At 60.0% G+C, this 16,378-nt stretch carries 19 protein-coding genes; 17 read left to right on the top strand and 2 right to left on the bottom strand.

The genetic code is table 11. From position 1 onward, the window contains the following. The first annotated feature begins 56 nt into the window (after nt 1-56). The 9 genes from RHM69_RS11810 to flhB all read left to right on the top strand — a co-directional run bounded on the left by RHM69_RS11810 (nt 57) and on the right by flhB (nt 6,944). A complete protein-coding gene (locus RHM69_RS11810) occupies nt 57-1,361 on the top strand; it encodes a flagellar hook-length control protein FliK (protein ID WP_200600844.1) in 1,305 nt (434 codons plus the stop codon). Between the two features lie 210 nt (nt 1,362-1,571). Beyond that, a complete protein-coding gene (gene fliL / locus RHM69_RS11805) occupies nt 1,572-2,072 on the top strand; it encodes a flagellar basal body-associated protein FliL (RefSeq protein WP_014719345.1) in 501 nt (166 codons plus the stop codon). 9 nt (nt 2,073-2,081) lie between these two features. Next, nucleotides 2,082-3,050: a flagellar motor switch protein FliM gene (gene fliM, locus RHM69_RS11800; RefSeq protein WP_014719344.1), complete on the top strand. Its 969-nt coding sequence runs from the start codon at nt 2,082-2,084 to the stop codon at nt 3,048-3,050. Nucleotides 3,051-3,093: 43 nt separating this feature from the next. Further along, on the top strand, nt 3,094-3,561 hold the full coding sequence (fliN, locus tag RHM69_RS11795; protein ID WP_003192941.1) for a flagellar motor switch protein FliN: 468 nt from the start codon (nt 3,094-3,096) through the stop codon (nt 3,559-3,561). 1 nt (nt 3,562) lies between these two features. Beyond that, nucleotides 3,563-3,997: a flagellar biosynthetic protein FliO gene (gene fliO / locus RHM69_RS11790; RefSeq protein WP_019818369.1), complete on the top strand. Its 435-nt coding sequence runs from the start codon at nt 3,563-3,565 to the stop codon at nt 3,995-3,997. Next, a complete protein-coding gene (fliP, locus tag RHM69_RS11785) occupies nt 3,997-4,740 on the top strand; it encodes a flagellar type III secretion system pore protein FliP (protein WP_003192937.1) in 744 nt (247 codons plus the stop codon). The genes fliO and fliP overlap by 1 nt, the downstream gene beginning before the upstream one ends. Before the next feature lie 4 nt (nt 4,741-4,744). After that, nucleotides 4,745-5,014 carry a flagellar biosynthesis protein FliQ gene (gene fliQ / locus RHM69_RS11780; protein ID WP_003192936.1) on the top strand — a complete coding sequence of 90 codons (270 nt, stop codon included), beginning with the start codon at nt 4,745-4,747 and terminating at the stop codon, nt 5,012-5,014. Between the two features lie 4 nt (nt 5,015-5,018). Next, nucleotides 5,019-5,804 carry a flagellar biosynthetic protein FliR gene (gene fliR, locus RHM69_RS11775; protein WP_005790062.1) on the top strand — a complete coding sequence of 262 codons (786 nt, stop codon included), beginning with the start codon at nt 5,019-5,021 and terminating at the stop codon, nt 5,802-5,804. A 3-nt stretch (nt 5,805-5,807) separates the two neighbouring features. Then, nucleotides 5,808-6,944 (top strand): flagellar biosynthesis protein FlhB, encoded by a 1,137-nt coding sequence (gene flhB, locus RHM69_RS11770; RefSeq protein ID WP_019818363.1) that lies wholly within the window; start codon nt 5,808-5,810, stop codon nt 6,942-6,944. Nucleotides 6,945-6,977: 33 nt separating this feature from the next. On the opposite strand, the gene RHM69_RS11765 is transcribed toward flhB, so the two are convergent. Continuing rightward, a complete protein-coding gene (locus RHM69_RS11765; RefSeq protein ID WP_032902455.1) occupies nt 6,978-8,090 on the bottom strand; it encodes a hypothetical protein in 1,113 nt (370 codons plus the stop codon). A gap of 282 nt (nt 8,091-8,372) precedes the next feature. On the opposite strand from RHM69_RS11765, the gene RHM69_RS11760 reads away from it, so the two are divergent. Together RHM69_RS11760 and RHM69_RS11755 are read left to right on the top strand one after the other, a co-directional pair. Next, a complete protein-coding gene (locus RHM69_RS11760) occupies nt 8,373-8,549 on the top strand; it encodes a cold-shock protein (protein ID WP_014719340.1) in 177 nt (58 codons plus the stop codon). 385 nt (nt 8,550-8,934) lie between these two features. Beyond that, a complete protein-coding gene (locus RHM69_RS11755) occupies nt 8,935-9,138 on the top strand; it encodes a cold-shock protein (RefSeq protein WP_014719338.1) in 204 nt (67 codons plus the stop codon). A 112-nt stretch (nt 9,139-9,250) separates the two neighbouring features. On the opposite strand, the gene RHM69_RS11750 is transcribed toward RHM69_RS11755, so the two are convergent. Further along, nucleotides 9,251-9,505, bottom strand: a complete 255-nt coding sequence (locus RHM69_RS11750) for a DUF6124 family protein (protein WP_014719337.1) — start codon at nt 9,503-9,505, stop codon at nt 9,251-9,253. Nucleotides 9,506-9,906: 401 nt separating this feature from the next. On the opposite strand from RHM69_RS11750, the gene flhA reads away from it, so the two are divergent. From flhA to RHM69_RS11720, 6 genes are all read left to right on the top strand, one after another. After that, a complete protein-coding gene (flhA, locus tag RHM69_RS11745) occupies nt 9,907-12,021 on the top strand; it encodes a flagellar biosynthesis protein FlhA (protein WP_019818353.1) in 2,115 nt (704 codons plus the stop codon). A gap of 11 nt (nt 12,022-12,032) precedes the next feature. Then, nucleotides 12,033-13,349, top strand: coding sequence for a flagellar biosynthesis protein FlhF (gene flhF / locus RHM69_RS11740; RefSeq protein ID WP_019818351.1), 1,317 nt, complete (start codon nt 12,033-12,035; stop codon nt 13,347-13,349). A 105-nt stretch (nt 13,350-13,454) separates the two neighbouring features. Beyond that, a complete protein-coding gene (gene fleN / locus RHM69_RS11735; RefSeq protein WP_003192912.1) occupies nt 13,455-14,288 on the top strand; it encodes a flagellar synthesis regulator FleN in 834 nt (277 codons plus the stop codon). After that, a complete protein-coding gene (gene fliA, locus RHM69_RS11730; RefSeq protein ID WP_003192909.1) occupies nt 14,285-15,025 on the top strand; it encodes an RNA polymerase sigma factor FliA in 741 nt (246 codons plus the stop codon). Before fleN ends, fliA begins: the two co-directional genes overlap by 4 nt. 167 nt (nt 15,026-15,192) lie before the next feature. Continuing rightward, entirely contained in the window at nt 15,193-15,567 is a 375-nt protein-coding gene (locus RHM69_RS11725) for a chemotaxis response regulator CheY (protein WP_003192908.1), read from the top strand. Between the two features lie 18 nt (nt 15,568-15,585). Further along, complete coding sequence (locus RHM69_RS11720) at nt 15,586-16,374, top strand: protein phosphatase CheZ (protein ID WP_003192906.1); 789 nt, start codon at nt 15,586-15,588, stop codon at nt 16,372-16,374. Nucleotides 16,375-16,378 lie beyond the last annotated feature (4 nt).

Genomic DNA, 16,378 nt, shown 5'->3' with positions numbered 1-16,378 from the left:
CTTGCTCTACCTCCATAGACTGCATCCCCGACCCCATGCAGTGGAGACCCTAACTTATGCCAGTCGTCCCCAATTCGCTTCTTCAGGCTGCCACTGCGGCCAAGCCTCAAGCGCCGGCCGCCACGCCTGCGGTAGCGCCTGCGGCCCCGCGGGACAAGGGCGCTGGCTTCGCTCAAGTGTTTGCCAAGCAAGCTGCCAAGCCGCAGGCCAAGAGCGACGACGCGCCAGCCAAACCCGTGCGCGACAAGGCTTCTGATCCCAGCGCCAAACCGGCCGCCGGCGACGATAAACCTGCCGCCAGCGCGCCAGCGGTTGCCGATAGCGGCAATCCCTTGCCTGCCAAGCCGGCCAAGAGCGACGACCACGCTGACAGTGAAGGCGAGCCACCTGCCGACCCGTCCCTGGCGCAGCAACCGGTGGCCGACCCGGCGCTGGTCGCCGCCGTGACGCCCGTGGCAGCCCCTGTGTCCGTACAAGCGCCTGCCGTTACTGCCGAAGATGACCAGGCCCAGCCGCTCATTGCTGTGACCGAGGAGCCCAAGCAGCCGGCCTTCGACCCTGAGGCCGACCCGCTGGATTCGATGCCGGCCGTGCGCCTGGCGATGGAGCAGGGCGGTCACGTCTCGGCCAGCAGCCAGGCGCCGCAGAAAGCCGCGCCCACCCCCCAGGACCAGCCGACCGCCGCGCAGAGCTTTGCCGCCGGCCTGGCCAACATGGTCGACCAGCAAGCCACCAAGGACAGCACCGACCAGGGGGGCGACAAGGCCTTCGGCGCGCTGATCGATGACGGCCTCAAGGACCTCAAGAACGCCAGCAGCGACACCCGCGTGGACGACTTCGCCAACCGCCTCGCCGCGCTGACCCAGGCCGCCACGCCCAAAACCGCCAACGCCTTGCCGCCGGTTGCCAACGCGCCGCTTGCCATGCATCAGAGCGGCTGGACCGAAGAGGTGGTCAACCGCGTGATGTACCTGTCCAGCGCCAACCTCAAGTCGGCCGAGATCCAGTTGCAGCCCGCTGAGCTGGGGCGCCTGGATATCAAGGTCAACATGACGGCGGATCAGCAAGCCCAGGTCAACTTCATGAGCGGCCATGCGGTGGTGCGTGAAGCGCTGGAGAGCCAGTCGGGGCGTTTGCGGGAGATGTTTGCCCAGCAGGGCATGGGGCAGGTGGATGTGAACGTGTCCGACCAGTCGCGGGGCCAGGACCAGCAGCAACAGCAGAGCCAGGCGCGAGGCGTCAGTGGCAGCGGCAGGCGTGCTGACAGCGGCGACGCCGGTGGCCCTGTGGACGTGGCCGAAGTGGCGGCGCCAGTGAGTCAGAGCGTGATTGGCTCCAGCGCGGTCGACTACTACGCCTGACTTCCTGTTCAAACCCGGTCAGTGTGGGAGCTGGCTTGCCTGCGATGGCGGTGGGTCAGTGACACACATGTGCACTGACCTACCGCCATCGCAGGCAAGCCAGCTCCCACATTTGATTTAGGTTGTCTTCGCCTCAGCCAACTCTGGCATAACACTTGCTCTTGCCTTGCCATAGATCTACGAATCCCCGAATAGTGACGGATTATTGGCATGGCGAAGAGCGACGACGCAGCAACTCCCCCCGCAGGCAAAGGCAAGCTCAAGCTGATCCTGATGATTGTGCTGGGCCTGCTTCTGGCCATCGGTGCGTCGGTGGGCGGCACCTGGTACATCATGCACAGCAGTGCGAGCAAACCGGCGCCCGCCGCCGAAGCCGCCACGAACGTCAAGCAACCGGCAATCTTCGAACAGATGCTTCCGGCCTTTGTCGCCAACTACAACCAGAATGGTCGTCAACGCTACCTGCAGGTGAGCATCACCTTGCTGGCGCGCAACCAGGCGGACCTCGATGCCCTCAAGGTGCATATGCCGGTGATCCGCAACAACCTGGTGATGCTGTTCTCCGGGCAGAGCTTCGACAGCCTTGCCACGCCAGTCGGCCAGGAAATGCTGCGCCAGAAGGTCACTGCCAGCGTGCAGGAAGTGGCCCAGAAAGAACTCGGCAAAGTTGTGGTCGAGCAGGCGCTCTTCACTAACTTCGTATTGCAGTAGGATCACGACATGGCCGTGCAAGACCTGCTGTCCCAGGATGAAATCGATGCGCTGTTGCATGGCGTGGACGATGGTCTGGTACAGACCGAAATGGCTGCCGAACCCGGCAGCGTCAAAAGTTATGACCTGACCAGCCAGGATCGCATCGTGCGGGGACGCATGCCGACCCTGGAGATGATCAACGAACGCTTTGCCCGCTACACCCGCATCAGCATGTTCAACATGCTGCGCCGCTCGGCGGACGTGGCCGTGGGCGGTGTGCAGGTGATGAAGTTCGGTGAATACGTACACTCGCTGTACGTGCCCACCAGCCTCAACCTGGTCAAGATCAAGCCGTTGCGCGGCACTGCGCTGTTCATCCTCGACGCCAAGCTGGTGTTCAAGCTGGTGGACAACTTCTTCGGCGGCGACGGCCGTCACGCCAAGATCGAAGGGCGTGAATTCACCCCCACCGAACTGCGCGTGGTACGCATGGTGCTGGAGCAGGCCTTCATCGACTTGAAGGAAGCCTGGCAGGCGATCATGGAAGTCAACTTCGAGTACATCAACTCGGAAGTGAACCCGGCCATGGCCAACATCGTCGGGCCGAGCGAGGCCATTGTGGTGTCGACCTTCCACATCGAACTCGATGGCGGTGGCGGCGACCTGCACGTGACCATGCCGTACTCGATGATCGAGCCGGTGCGCGAAATGCTCGACGCCGGCTTCCAGTCCGACCTCGACGACCAGGACGAACGCTGGGTCAAGGCCCTGCGCGAAGACCTGCTGGACGTCGACGTGCCGTTGAGCGCCACCGTGGCCCGCCGTCAGTTGCGCCTGCGCGATATTTTGCACATGGCGCCTGGGGACATCATCCCCGTCGACTTGCCGGAAGAGTTGATCATGCGCGCCAACGGCGTGCCGTCATTCAAGGTCAAGCTCGGTTCCCACAAGGGCAACCTGGCGCTGCAAGTGGTTGAGCCGATCAACCGCCGCTGATTCAACCCCAATTCATGATTGTTTGCTGCGCCGAGGACATGTAATGGCTACCGAACACGAAAACACTTCCGCCGAAGACCAGGCCCTGGCTGACGAGTGGGCTGCGGCCCTGGAAGAAACCGGCGATGTTGGCCAGGACGACATCGACGCGCTGCTGGCCGCCGACGCCGCTACCGCGCCGGCCGGCAACCGCCTGGCCATGGAAGAATTCGGCAGCGTGCCGAAGAACAACGACCCGGTGAGCCTCGACGGCCCGAACCTGGATGTGATCCTCGACATCCCGGTGTCGATTTCCATGGAAGTGGGCAGCACCGAAATCAACATCCGCAACCTGTTGCAGCTCAACCAGGGCTCGGTGATCGAGCTGGACCGCTTGGCCGGCGAGCCGTTGGACGTGCTGGTCAACGGCACCCTGATTGCCCATGGCGAGGTGGTGGTGGTCAACGAGAAGTTCGGCATCCGCCTGACCGACGTGATCAGCCCGAGTGAACGCATCAAGAAGTTGCGCTGAGATGAAGTACTCGATGGCGGGACTGTTGCTGGCGCTGCCATTGAGCGCCCTGGCGGCGGAGCCGGTGGCGCAGGTGGCTGCGGCGCCAGCGGTCGGCAGTGTCAGTGGGCAGTTGACGCAACTGGTGCTGGGCCTGTTGCTGGTGATTGGCCTGATCTTCGTGCTGGCCTGGTTGATGCGCCGCGTGCAGCGCATCGGCCCGGGCAACGGCCAAGTGATCGAGCTGGTGGGCTCGCGCGCCCTCGGCCCGCGTGATCGGCTGGTGCTGGTGCAGGTGGGCGAGGAGCAGATCCTGCTCGGCATCACCCCCGGCCGCATCACCCCGCTGCATGTACTCAAGACCCCGGTGGACGCGGTAAAGACCGAAGCCGCCACGCCAGAATTCGCCCAGCGCCTGATGGAGTTGCTGGGCAAGGATCAGAAGGATAAGAAGTAATGCGCGTTTTGTTGACGCTCATGCTGTTGCTGGCCGCACCGATGGCCCTGGGCGCCGACCCGTTGTCGATCCCGGCGATCACCCTGGGCACCAACGCGGCGGGCGCGCAGGAATATTCGGTCAGCCTGCAGATCCTGCTGATCATGACGGCGCTGAGTTTTATCCCGGCGTTCGTCATGCTGATGACCAGCTTTACGCGGATCATCATCGTCTTCTCGATCCTGCGCCAGGCCCTGGGCCTGCAGCAGACGCCATCGAACCAGATCCTCACCGGCATGGCGCTGTTTTTGACGCTGTTCATCATGGCGCCGGTGTTCGACAAGGTGAACCAGCAAGCCCTGCAACCTTATCTGGCGGAAAAGCTCACAGCCCAGGATGCCATCGACAAGGCTCAGGGCCCGATCAAGGACTTCATGCTGTCGCAAACCCGCTCCAGCGACCTTGAGCTGTTCATGCGCCTGTCCAAGCGCACCGACATCGCTACCCCGGACCAGGCGCCGCTGACTATTCTGGTGCCGGCGTTCGTCACCTCCGAACTGAAGACCGCGTTCCAGATTGGCTTCATGATCTTCATCCCGTTCCTGATCATCGACCTGGTGGTGGCGAGCGTGTTGATGGCCATGGGTATGATGATGCTGTCACCGTTGATCATCTCGCTGCCGTTCAAGATCATGCTGTTTGTGCTGGTGGACGGCTGGGCGCTGATTATTGGCACCCTGGCCGGCAGTTTCGGAGGGGTATAGCGCTATGACGCCAGAAGTCGCCGTTGACCTGTTCCGTGAAGCGCTGTGGCTGACCACCCTGATGGTCGCCGTGCTGGTGGTGCCCAGTCTGTTGGTGGGCCTGCTGGTGGCGATGTTCCAGGCGGCTACCCAGATCAACGAACAAACCCTGAGCTTTCTGCCGCGCCTGCTGGTGATGCTGGTGACCCTGATCGTCGCCGGCCCGTGGCTGGTGCAAACCTTCATGGAATACATCCTGCAGTTGTACGGCAGTATTCCGCAGTTGATCGGCTGAGCCGATGCAATCCTTGCTGGCCTTGACCGACACCCAGATCAGTACCTGGGTGGCCTCGTTCATCCTGCCGCTGTTTCGCGTCACGGCGATGTTGATGGCCATGCCGGTGTTCGGCACCACGCTGGTACCGCGTCGTGTGCGCCTGTATTTCGCGGTGGCGATCACCGTGGTGATCGTGCCGGGCCTGCCGCCGATGCCGCCGGTGAACGCACTGGACCTTAGCGCCTTGTTGCTGATTGCCGAACAGATTCTGATCGGTGCCATGCTGGGGTTTTCCCTGACCCTGTTTTTCCAGGCCTTTGTGGTGGCCGGGCAAATTATTTCGATCCAGATGGGCATGGGCTTCGCGTCCATGGTCGACCCCACCAACGGCGTGTCGGCGGCGGTGATCGGGCAGTTTCTGACCATGCTGGTGACCTTGCTATTCCTGGCCATGAACGGTCACCTGGTGGCGTTCGAGGTGCTGACCGAGAGTTTCACCACCTTGCCGGTGGGCGCAGGCTTGGTGGTCAACCACTTCTGGGAACTGGTGGGGCGCCTCGGTTGGGTGCTGGGCGCGGCGCTGTTGCTGGTGTTGCCGGCGATCACGGCGCTGCTGGTGGTCAATATCGCGTTCGGCGTGATGACCCGCGCGGCGCCGCAACTGAACATCTTCTCGATTGGTTTCCCGCTGACCCTGGTGTTGGGCATGGGGATTTTCTGGGTCGGCCTGGCTGACATTCTCAATCAGTATCAACCGCTGGCCACCGACGCCTTGCAGTTCTTACGTGACCTGGCACGGGCGCGCTGAGCCATGGCCGAGAGCGAGAGTGGTCAGGACAAAACAGAAGACCCCACGGAGAAACGTAAAAAGGACTCCCGGGAAAAGGGCGAGATCGCGCGCTCCAAAGAGCTCAACACCTTCGCCACCATGATCGCCGGTGCAGGCGCCTTGCTGATCTACGGCGGTGGCCTGGCGCTGGACCTGCTGGAGATGATGAAGCACAACTTCAGCTTGCCCCGCGAAGTGCTGCTCAACCCCGACGCCATGGCCCAGTACCTGCTGCACTCAGGCAAAATCGCCCTGTTGGCGGTGCAGCCGATCTTGATCACCTTGCTGCTGGCCGCGCTGATCGGCCCGGTGGCCCTCGGCGGCTGGTTGTTTGCCGCGGGCAGCATGGCGCCCAAGTTCAGCCGCATGAACCCTGGGGCGGGGCTCAAGCGCATGTTCTCTGCCAAGGCCCTGATTGAATTGCTCAAGGCCCTGGCCAAGTTTTTCCTGATTCTGTTCGTGGCGTTGGCGGTGTTGTCATCCGACATCGACGACTTGCTGCGCATTGCCCATGAACCGCTGGAATCGGCGATCATCCACAGCGTGCAGGTGGTGGGCTGGAGCGCACTGTGGATGGCCCTCGGGCTGATCCTGATCGCCGCCGTGGATGCGCCGATCCAACTGTGGGAAAGCCACAAGAAACTGCTGATGACCAAGCAGGAAGTGCGCGACGAGCACAAGGACCAGGAAGGCCGCCCCGAGGTCAAGCAACGCATCCGCCAACTGCAGCGGGAAATGTCCCAGCGCAAGATGATGGCCTCGGTGCCCGACGCCGATGTGATCATCACCAACCCGACCCACTACGCCGTGGCGCTCAAATACGACCCGGAGAAGGGTGGCGCACCGATGCTGCTGGCCAAGGGTAGCGACTTCACCGCGTTGAAAATCCGCGAAATCGCCGTGGCCAATGACATTCTGTTGCTGGAATCGCCGGCGTTGGCGCGCTCGATTTTCTATTCCACCGACCTCGACCAGGAAATCCCGGCCGGCTTGTACCTGGCCGTTGCACAGGTACTGGCCTACGTTTACCAAATCCGCCAATACCGCGCCGGCAAGGGCAAGCGGCCTGATCCGCTCAAGGATTTGCCGATTCCGCCGGATTTGCGTCGGGATTCCTGAGGCTCAATGCGCCGCGGCTGTGGTAAACCGTAGTTATTTAAGTCGCTCGGGAGTATCGCTTTGGGGTGCTTCGACTTTCGATAATTGCAGCACGTACACCTGCTCTACAAGTGTAGGGTCTGGTTTACCGCCACGGGTTCCAAATAGCTCTTGCCGGCCATCCACTACCAAAAAATTGTGGCCTGGAGCGCTGGCAACCCCGATTTCACCCGGAGTTTCCAGCTCCTTCAACTTCGCGTTACTATCGCGGCCGGGTTTAATGTGATCCTTTAACCCAAGGAGTTCATACCCTTCCCAGGGAGAAGCTCCATCGTTAAGGCTTTTCACGCCATTAGCGTAGCTCTGTCCAACACGATCATAGCTATTTACCAGTTGTGCTCGCTTGGCAGCCACTGCGAACATAAAGTTAGCGTCGGTGAGCATCACCGGATCATCGCCTTTATACCCTGAATTGCGGGCTGCCAACTGTAACTCGCCTTTTGACAGGTACAGTTTGAAACCGTCGCGCATGGTCACGAAATAACCCTGAGCGACTTCCTTTACCGCTTCAAAGACATCCTTTTGACCAAACAGCGCCATCCCTGCCTTGATCCAGGAAGTAATTACACAGTTATCTTCATAACCTTGGCTGAAACCACTATAGATATTTTCTGGCTTTTTTCCGGGTTCAGACCCACCAGGATGATAGTGATAGAAGCTGTCCGCCTTCATCAGGGGCTTGTCACTGATGACCTCGCCTGCGGGGTAAAGGCTCATGTCGACGTTTTGGGAATTGCTGCCACCATCACCTGGAATCCCGCGCGGGTCAGATGTCCAGCCTCCTCTTACCAAATTAAGATCGTCCTGCAGGCGTTTGAATCGTTCAGGTGACAGGGCTGATTCAAAACGCTGTAGATAGGCTTTCAGATCTTTTTGCGGCATCACCTTGAGTTTTTCGATCAACTTATCGAACGCTGCGGGTGAATCCACTTCATTGCCTAAAATCTCGAATAGCGTTTTTTTCAGATCTGGTACCAGTTTAGTTTCGCCCGTCGACGGCGCTGGCGCCCAAACGTACTCAGCTTTAGGGGGCCCTGATTCAACCGTTTCAGCCTCTGAGGAGGCAAAGCGAAAAAAGGTGTTTAATGCGTTTAAATTTAAGTCCATGGTTTCGCCGCTATTTTTAATCGCTTATCCACCCTAGGGAAGGGTGATTTTAAAGAGCTGATCGCTCAGCGAGTTGAGTGACAAAAAATGTCGTACCGGTTCCACAAAATCTTTATCCCTAGGCCCGATAGCGTTTTCGCAGGCGTCGAAGTACCTATCATGATGACTTCATCAGGATTCAAACCCGGTCTTACCTGTCAACTTTGACAGTAGCCATTACGCCGCCTTCACTGTTTGATACAGCGATGAGGCGCGCAGCCATGCGCGGCTCGGGAGGCGGTGATGGATAGGGGTACGGTCAGGTGGTTCGATGCGGTCAAAGGCATCGGCTTTATTGTGCGGGATCGCGATGGCAACGAGGTTGCCGTCCAATCCACGAATGTCACATGTGCTGAAATCCCGCAAGCGCCTGCCAAGCAGCGCAAACCGCGCAAACGCAAAAAATCAGCGGATGCATGACCCGCAACGTTGCCATGCCTATCACCCATTGAAAGCCCGCGTCTACCTGTCAACTCTGACAGTAGCCAACGGGCGCTGCCCGCTGTTTTATTACCCACCATGCACTGCGCGTATGTAGTAACGAGATGCAGGGAGAGCGGTTGTGAAGGTGGCTACGGGTACGGTCAGGTACTACGTCTGGCTCAGGGGCGATTGGTTGATCAAGCCCGATGGCGGGGGAGAGGATGTGTTTATCAATGGCAGAGACTGGCGTTGCACCGCGCTGTGGTTTGGCAAGCGCATGGAGTTCCAAATGGTCCATCGACCCGAGGGTATTTATGCGTTGCCTATCAAACGGTGCAACCCAGGTGAACCGGGTCTCAAGTGAAGTGTAGGGAGAATGGCAATGGCAACTGGCACGGTGAAGTGGTTTAACGCGGAGAAGGGGTTTGGTTTTATTACCCAAAATGATGAAGGGCCCGATGTGTTTGCCCATTACTCGGCAATTGCGACGGCTGGGTACAAAAGCCTGGAGGAGAATCAAAAAGTAGAGTTTGACATCACACAAGGTCCGAAAGGCCCGCAGGATGACAATATACGGCCAGTTTAAAAACTGAATCACAGGTGGGAGCTGGCTTGCCTGCGATGGCTGACTCACAGCCAATATCCCAGTGGCTGACACACCGCAACCGCAGGCAAGCCAGCTCCCACCCTTGCCCGTATTATCCGCTGCTTGCTTTGCCCGCCATTGTGGCGCCAAGGTGCAGGCGATCAGCCAGTAACTGCCCCAGTTCGATCAACTGCGCAACGCCGAGCAATTCCTCTCGTTTCGAACCTTCCAGGTCAAAGGCCAAGTCGCAGCTCAGCGCATTGGCCGAAGCAAGTGTTTCACTGAGGTTGACCAGCAGGTCTTCGCTGCTGATGCCGTCGGCTACGGTAAACAGCCGGGTGGGGGAATTTGAGGCGTGTTTGATCACTGTGAAGCTCCTTTTAGAAAGGGAGAGGGTGCTTTTGCTCCTAGGTAATCCGGGCCGCGACGCCCGTCCGCTGCGTTTGCAGCGGTGTACGGAGACTAGAGAGCGAGTTTCCTAGGGGCAACCCCAAATCCTTATCGGAAAATTCCTCGATATCCAAGGTGCACACAAATCCAAATGTGGGAGCTGGCTTGCCTGCGATAGCTGACTCACAGCCAATATCTCAGTGGCTGACACACCGCAATCGCAGGCAAGCCAGCTCCCACACTTGAATCGGCTAGCACTCGAGAATCATCCCAAAACCAAAGTTGGAAGGCTTCTTGCAACCCCGCCTCCAAGTCGCCCTCCAGCGTCAAAACTTTGCTTCAAGGACCCGAGGAATACCGGTGGTAGATCGCTCTCAAATGCTCAACACGGCCCGTGGCACCCTGACTGACCTGTCGCGGGGCAATCTGGGTGTGCCGTTGTTGTTGCTGGTGATGCTGGCAATGATGATGTTGCCGATGCCGCCCTTCCTGCTCGACGTGTTCTTTACCTTCAACATTGCCCTGTCTGTCGTGGTCTTGCTGGTGTGCGTGTACGCCTTGCGGCCGCTGGATTTCGCGGTGTTCCCGACGATTCTGCTGGTGGCGACCCTGCTACGTCTGGCATTGAACGTCGCCTCCACGCGGGTGGTGATGCTCCACGGCCAGGACGGTCATGCCGCTGCCGGTAAGGTGATCCAGGCCTTCGGTGAGGTGGTGATCGGCGGTAACTACGTGGTCGGTATCGTGGTGTTCGCGATCCTGATGATCATCAACTTTGTGGTGGTGACCAAGGGCGCCGGGCGGATTTCCGAGGTGAGCGCGCGGTTTACCCTCGACGCCATGCCCGGCAAGCAGATGGCCATCGACGCCGACCTCAACGCCGGCTTGATCGACCAGAACCAAGCCAAGTCGCGCCGGGCCGAAGTTGCTCAGGAAGCCGAGTTCTACGGCTCCATGGACGGCGCCAGCAAATTTGTGCGTGGCGACGCCATCGCTGGCCTGTTGATTCTGTTTATCAACCTGATCGGCGGCATGGCGGTCGGTATCTTCCAGCACGGCATGACCTTCGGCGATGCCGGCAAGGTGTACGCCTTGCTGACCATTGGTGACGGTTTAGTGGCGCAATTGCCATCACTGTTGTTATCCACAGCGGCGGCCATCATGGTTACCCGTGCTTCGGGCTCCGAAGACATGGGCAAGCAGATCAGCCGGCAGATGTTCGCTTCGCCCAAGGCCCTGGCCGTGGCGGCGGGCATTATGGCGATCATGGGTATCGTGCCGGGCATGCCGCACTTCTCGTTCCTGAGCATGGCGGCCCTGGCGGGTGGCGCGGCGTACCTGTTCTGGAAGAAGCAGAACCAGGTCAAGGTCCAGGCCGAGCAGGAGATTGCCCGTCAACAGGATCTGCTGCCATCCCCGGCCCGTGCCCAGGAAACCAAGGAACTGGGCTGGGACGACGTCACTCCCATCGACATGATCGGCCTGGAAGTCGGCTACCGCCTGATCCCGCTGGTCGACCGCAACCAGGGTGGGCAACTGCTGGCGCGAATCAAGGGCGTGCGCAAGAAGCTGTCGCAGGACTTGGGCTTCCTGATGCCCACCGTGCATATCCGTGACAACCTCGACCTGGCCCCCAGCGCCTATCGCCTGACCCTGATGGGGGTGATCCTGGCCGAAGCCGAGATCTACCCGGACCGCGAACTGGCGATCAACCCCGGCCAAGTGTTCGGTACGCTCAACGGCATTACCGCCAAAGATCCGGCTTTCGGCCTGGAAGCGGTGTGGATCGAAGTCAGCCAGCGCAGCCAGGCGCAGTCCCTCGGTTACACCGTGGTGGATGCCAGCACCGTGGTCGCCACGCACCTCAACCAGATTCTCTACAAGCACTCCCACGAGCTGATCGGCCACGAGGAAGTCCAGCAATTGATGGGCTTGCTGGCCAAATCGTCGCCAAAACTGGCCGAAGAGCTGGTGCCTGGCGTGCTGTCGTTGTCGCAGTTGCTCAAGGTGTTGCAAGCGCTGTTGGCCGAACAGGTGCCTGTGCGCGACATTCGCAGCATTGCCGAGGCCATCGCCAACAATGCCGCCAAGAGTCAAGATACTGCCGCTCTGGTGGCGGCGGTGCGTGTCGGCGTGTCCCGCGCAATCGTGCAAAGCATTGTAGGGACTGAGTCCGAGCTGCCTGTGATCACCTTGGAGCCCAGGTTGGAACAAATATTGCTCAATAGTATTCAGAAGGCAGGGCAAGGCCAGGAAGAGGGCGTTTTACTGGAGCCAAGCATGGCTGAAAAGCTGCAGCGTTCGTTGATCGACGCCGCACAGCGCCAGGAAATGCAGGGCAACCCGGTGATCCTGCTGGTGGCCGGCCCGGTTCGCGCGATGTTGTCGCGGTTTGGACGCCTGGCTGTACCGAATTTGCACGTGTTGGCTTACCAGGAAATTCCTGACAATAAGCAAGTGACTATCGTCGCGACAGTTGGGCCCAATGGCTGAGGTAGTGGGTTATGCAAGTTAAGCGTTTTTTCGCCGCCGATATGCGTCAGGCCATGAAGTTGGTCCGCGATGAGCTGGGCGCCGATGCCGCGATTATCGGTAACCGTCGGATTGCTGGCGGTGTCGAGCTGACGGCTGCCCTGGATTATACGCCCCAGGCGCTGGCCCCGCGCGTGCCGAACATGGAACTCGAAGACGAGCTGCGCAAGACCGCCTCGCGCATTGTGTCGGCCCAGGCTGAACTGAGCATGCGCGGTGACAGCGATGCCAGCACCAATCGCCAATTATTCGCCGGCCTGCCGCTGACCGCCGCCGAGCCGCTGGTTGAGCCCACCTTTGTCGAACCGCCGCGTCCTGCAGCGCCTGCCCCGGCCGCCGCAGTTGACCAGCGTGTGATCGACTCGATGCGCTTTGAACTCAATGGCCTGCGTGAATTGCTCGAAGTGCAGCTGGGCTCGTTGGCCTGGACTCAGTTGCAAGGCAGCAAGCCGCAGCAAGCCAACCTGTGGCGCCGCTTGCAACGCATCGGCTTGTCCGGCCCGTTGTCCCGCGACCTGCTGGCCTTGACCGCCGAAGTCGAAGAACCTCGTCAGGCCTGGCGCATGTTGCTGGCGCATCTGGCGCGCATGATCGCCACGCCGGAAATCGAACCCCTGGAAGAGGGCGGTGTGATCGCCATGGTCGGCCCCGCCGGCATGGGCAAGACCACCACCCTGGCCAAGCTGGCCGCCCGTTATGTGCTTAAGTACGGCGCACAGAATATCGCGTTGGTGAGCATGGACAGCTACCGCATCGGCGCCCAGGAGCAGCTCAAGACCCTGGGCCGCATTCTCAACGTGCCGGTGACCCATGTCGACCCGGGCCAGTCCCTGGCCAATGCCCTCGAGCCGTTGCTGCGCAAGCGCGTGGTGCTGATCGATACCGCCGGCCTGCAAGCCAGTGATCCAGCGCTGCGCATGCAGCTCGAAAGCCTGGCCGGGCGTGGCATCAAGTCGAAAAATTACCTGGTGCTTGCAACCACCAGCCAGAAACAGGTTCTTACCGCTGCCTATCACAGCTACAAGCGTTGCGGCCTGGCCGGCTGCATCCTCACCAAACTCGACGAAACCGCGAGCCTGGGCGAGGTATTGAGCCTGGCCATCAGCCATGAATTACCGGTTGCCTACCTCACCGACGGGCCGCGGATCCCGGATGATCTGCATCTGCCGCGCCGTCATCAGTTGGTCAGCCGTGCCGTGAGTGTGCAAATGCAAGACGAGCCTAGCGAGGAAGCGATGGCCGATATGTTCGCCGACCTTTACCACCACCCGGCTAAACGGGTGGGTTGAGGCAGGATGAACACCGTGAAATGTACCTACATCGATGGTCTGCAAGCGATTCACGCGGCCAAGCCATGTAGCCTGCGTCTAAGCAAGACAAGGTAAAGAAATAAAATGGGCAGCATGCATCCCGTACAGGTGATCGCGGTGACCGGCGGCAAAGGTGGCGTCGGGAAAACTAACGTGTCAGTGAATTTGTCCCTGGCCCTGGCAGAGCTTGGCCGTCGCGTCATGCTGCTGGATGCTGACCTGGGCTTGGCGAACGTGGACGTTCTCCTGGGGCTGACACCCAAACATACCCTGGCCGATGTGATCGAGGGCCGCTGCGAGCTGCGCGATGTGCTGCTCCAGGGCCCTGGTGGCATTCGCATCGTGCCGGCGGCCTCGGGCACCCAGAGCATGGTGCACCTGAGCCCCGCGCAGCATGCCGGGCTGATCCAGGCGTTCAGCGACATCGGCGACAACCTCGACGTGCTGGTGATCGACACCGCCGCCGGGATCGGCGAGTCGGTGGTCAGCTTTGTGCGCGCAGCGCAGGAAGTGCTGTTGGTGGTGTGCGACGAGCCCACCTCGATCACCGATGCCTACGCGCTGATCAAACTGCTTAACCGTGACTACGGCATGAATCGCTTCCGCGTGCTGGCCAACATGGCCCAGAGCCCGCAGGAAGGGCGCAACCTGTTCGCCAAGTTGACCAAGGTCACGGATCGCTTCCTCGATGTGGCTTTACAATACGTCGGCGCAGTTCCCTATGACGAGTGTGTGCGCAAGGCCGTGCAAAAGCAGCGTGCGGTCTACGAAGCGTTCCCTCGTTCGAAATGCGCACTGGCGTTCAAGGCCATTGCCCAGAAGGTCGATACCTGGCCGTTGCCCGCCAACCCGCGGGGGCATCTGGAGTTTTTCGTCGAGCGTTTGGTGCATCAGACGAGCGCAGGACCGGTGCTATGACATCCAGCGGCTACAACCTTTACAAAAAGTCGGCACGTGACAGCCAGGGCGAATTGATCGAGCGCTATGCGCCGTTGGTCAAGCGCATTGCCTATCACCTGTTGGCGCGCCTGCCCGCGAGTGTGCAGGTTGAAGACTTGATCCAGGCCGGCATGATCGGCCTGCTTGAAGTCTCGACCAAATACGACGCCAGCAAGGGTGCCAGTTTCGAAACGTATGCGGGTATCCGTATCCGTGGCGCGATGCTCGACGAGGTGCGTAAAGGCGATTGGGCGCCGCGTTCGGTACACCGCAATACGCGCATGGTCAGTGATGCAATTCGAGCAATTGAAGCAAAAACCGGTCGTGACGCTAAAGATCATGAAGTTGCGGCCGAACTCCAATTGAGTCTCGACGATTATTACGGGATTTTGAACGATACCTTGGGCAGCCGCCTGTTCAGTTTTGACGACCTTTTACAGGACGGCGAACACGAAGGGCTGCACGAGGACGGCGCGAGCGCGCATACGGAGCCGTCACGCGACCTGGAAGATGAACGTTTCCAGGGCGCGTTGGCCGATGCAATCGCCAACTTGCCGGAGCGTGAGCGGCTGGTGCTGGCGCTGTACTACGACGAAGAGCTGAACCTCAAGGAAATCGGTGAGGTCCTGGGGGTCAGCGAATCGCGTGTCAGCCAGTTGCATAGCCAGTGCGCAGCCCGCTTGCGGGGGCGATTGGCCGAGTGGCGCGCGCGCTGACAGGCAGTGTGGGGGCACTGCAGACGCTGCCGTGAGATCGCAAGGTTTCGCGGCTACGTGCCGTGGTGCCCTGGGCAGTCCTTTTTGTGTAACGCCTGTTGATTGAAATGGCGCGTCCAGGTGCTGGGCGCGTTTAAGACTGCTTGGAGGTCGAATTGGACAAGAACATGAAAATCCTCATCGTTGATGACTTCTCAACGATGCGGCGGATCATTAAAAACCTGTTGCGTGACCTTGGGTTCACCAACACGGTCGAGGCGGATGATGGCCTGACGGCCATTCCGATCCTCAACAGCGGGAGCATCGACTTTCTGGTAACCGACTGGAACATGCCGGGCATGACCGGTATCGACCTGCTGCGCCATGTGCGCGCCGATGAAAAACTGCGCAGCTTGCCTGTGCTGATGGTGACCGCCGAAGCCAAGCGCGAACAGATCATCGAAGCCGCCCAAGCCGGGGTCAACGGTTATGTGGTCAAACCATTCACGGCACTGGCCTTGAAAGAGAAGATCGAGAAAATCTTCGAACGCATCCACGGCTAATGCCATCGCGGGGGAGCTATGGAGCATAACGAAACGTCACAGGGCGACTTTGAGTCGACCCTGAAAAAACATGCTCACCAGTTGGTCGACAGCCTGGAAAAAGGCCAGTTCGCCGATGCGGTGCAGTTGATCCATGAGCTTAACCAGACCCGTGACCGCGGCCTGTACCAGGAAGTGGGCAAGCTCACACGCGAGCTGCACAGCGCAATCGTCAATTTCCAGATTGACCCGCGCATGCCCCAGGCCGAAGAAATTTCCCAGATTACCGACGCCACCGAGCGCCTGTCCTATGTGGTCAGGCTGACTGAGGCGGCGGCCAACCGCACCATGGACCTGGTGGAAAACGCCACGCCCCTGGTCAACGGCATGGCCACCGAAGCCCAGGCCTTGAGCCAGGACTGGGGCCGCTTCATGCGCCGCGAAGTGGGCGCTGAAGAGTTTCGTGAACTGGCGCGTCGCGTCGACGGGTTCCTGTCGCGCAGCGAACAGGAAAACCGCACGGTGGCCAGCAACCTCAACGACATCCTGCTGGCCCAGGATTACCAGGACCTCACCGGCCAGGTGATCAAGCGCGTGACCCAGTTGGTTACCGAAGTGGAAAGCAACTTGCTCAAATTGGTGCTGATGGCCGGCCAGGTCGATCGTTTTGCCGGCATCGAACATGACCGTGAAGCGATCCTCTCTGAAAAAGATCCACAAAAACATCTCGCCAAGGGTGAAGGTCCGCAGATTCATGCCGATAAACGTGAAGACGTTGTGTCAGGTCAGGATGACGTAGATGACCTGTTATCCAGTTTAGGCTTCTAAGGAG

It is taken from the genome of Pseudomonas sp. CCI1.1, from assembly GCF_034348165.1.
Classification (GTDB): Bacteria; Pseudomonadota; Gammaproteobacteria; order Pseudomonadales; family Pseudomonadaceae; genus Aquipseudomonas; species Aquipseudomonas paracarnis.
Note: the sequence above shows the minus strand (reverse complement) of the source record. Positions and strands in the feature narration are given on the sequence as shown.

Bases quoted from the DNA above. Each gene is read 5' to 3' on its own strand.
- RHM69_RS11810 (WP_200600844.1), top strand. From the start codon at position 57: ATGCCAGTCGTCCCCAATTCGCTTCTTCAGGCTGCCACTGCGGCCAAG.
- fliL (WP_014719345.1), top strand. From the start codon at position 1,572: ATGGCGAAGAGCGACGACGCAGCAACTCCCCCCGCAGGCAAAGGCAAG.
- fliM (WP_014719344.1), top strand. From the start codon at position 2,082: ATGGCCGTGCAAGACCTGCTGTCCCAGGATGAAATCGATGCGCTGTTG.
- fliN (WP_003192941.1), top strand. From the start codon at position 3,094: ATGGCTACCGAACACGAAAACACTTCCGCCGAAGACCAGGCCCTGGCT.
- fliO (WP_019818369.1), top strand. From the start codon at position 3,563: ATGAAGTACTCGATGGCGGGACTGTTGCTGGCGCTGCCATTGAGCGCC.
- fliP (WP_003192937.1), top strand. From the start codon at position 3,997: ATGCGCGTTTTGTTGACGCTCATGCTGTTGCTGGCCGCACCGATGGCC.
- fliQ (WP_003192936.1), top strand. From the start codon at position 4,745: ATGACGCCAGAAGTCGCCGTTGACCTGTTCCGTGAAGCGCTGTGGCTG.
- fliR (WP_005790062.1), top strand. From the start codon at position 5,019: ATGCAATCCTTGCTGGCCTTGACCGACACCCAGATCAGTACCTGGGTG.
- flhB (WP_019818363.1), top strand. From the start codon at position 5,808: ATGGCCGAGAGCGAGAGTGGTCAGGACAAAACAGAAGACCCCACGGAG.
- RHM69_RS11765 (WP_032902455.1), bottom strand. From the start codon at position 8,090: ATGGACTTAAATTTAAACGCATTAAACACCTTTTTTCGCTTTGCCTCC.
- RHM69_RS11760 (WP_014719340.1), top strand. From the start codon at position 8,373: ATGGATAGGGGTACGGTCAGGTGGTTCGATGCGGTCAAAGGCATCGGC.
- RHM69_RS11755 (WP_014719338.1), top strand. From the start codon at position 8,935: ATGGCAACTGGCACGGTGAAGTGGTTTAACGCGGAGAAGGGGTTTGGT.
- flhA (WP_019818353.1), top strand. From the start codon at position 9,907: ATGCTCAACACGGCCCGTGGCACCCTGACTGACCTGTCGCGGGGCAAT.
- flhF (WP_019818351.1), top strand. From the start codon at position 12,033: ATGCAAGTTAAGCGTTTTTTCGCCGCCGATATGCGTCAGGCCATGAAG.
- fleN (WP_003192912.1), top strand. From the start codon at position 13,455: ATGGGCAGCATGCATCCCGTACAGGTGATCGCGGTGACCGGCGGCAAA.
- fliA (WP_003192909.1), top strand. From the start codon at position 14,285: ATGACATCCAGCGGCTACAACCTTTACAAAAAGTCGGCACGTGACAGC.
- RHM69_RS11725 (WP_003192908.1), top strand. From the start codon at position 15,193: ATGAAAATCCTCATCGTTGATGACTTCTCAACGATGCGGCGGATCATT.
- RHM69_RS11720 (WP_003192906.1), top strand. From the start codon at position 15,586: ATGGAGCATAACGAAACGTCACAGGGCGACTTTGAGTCGACCCTGAAA.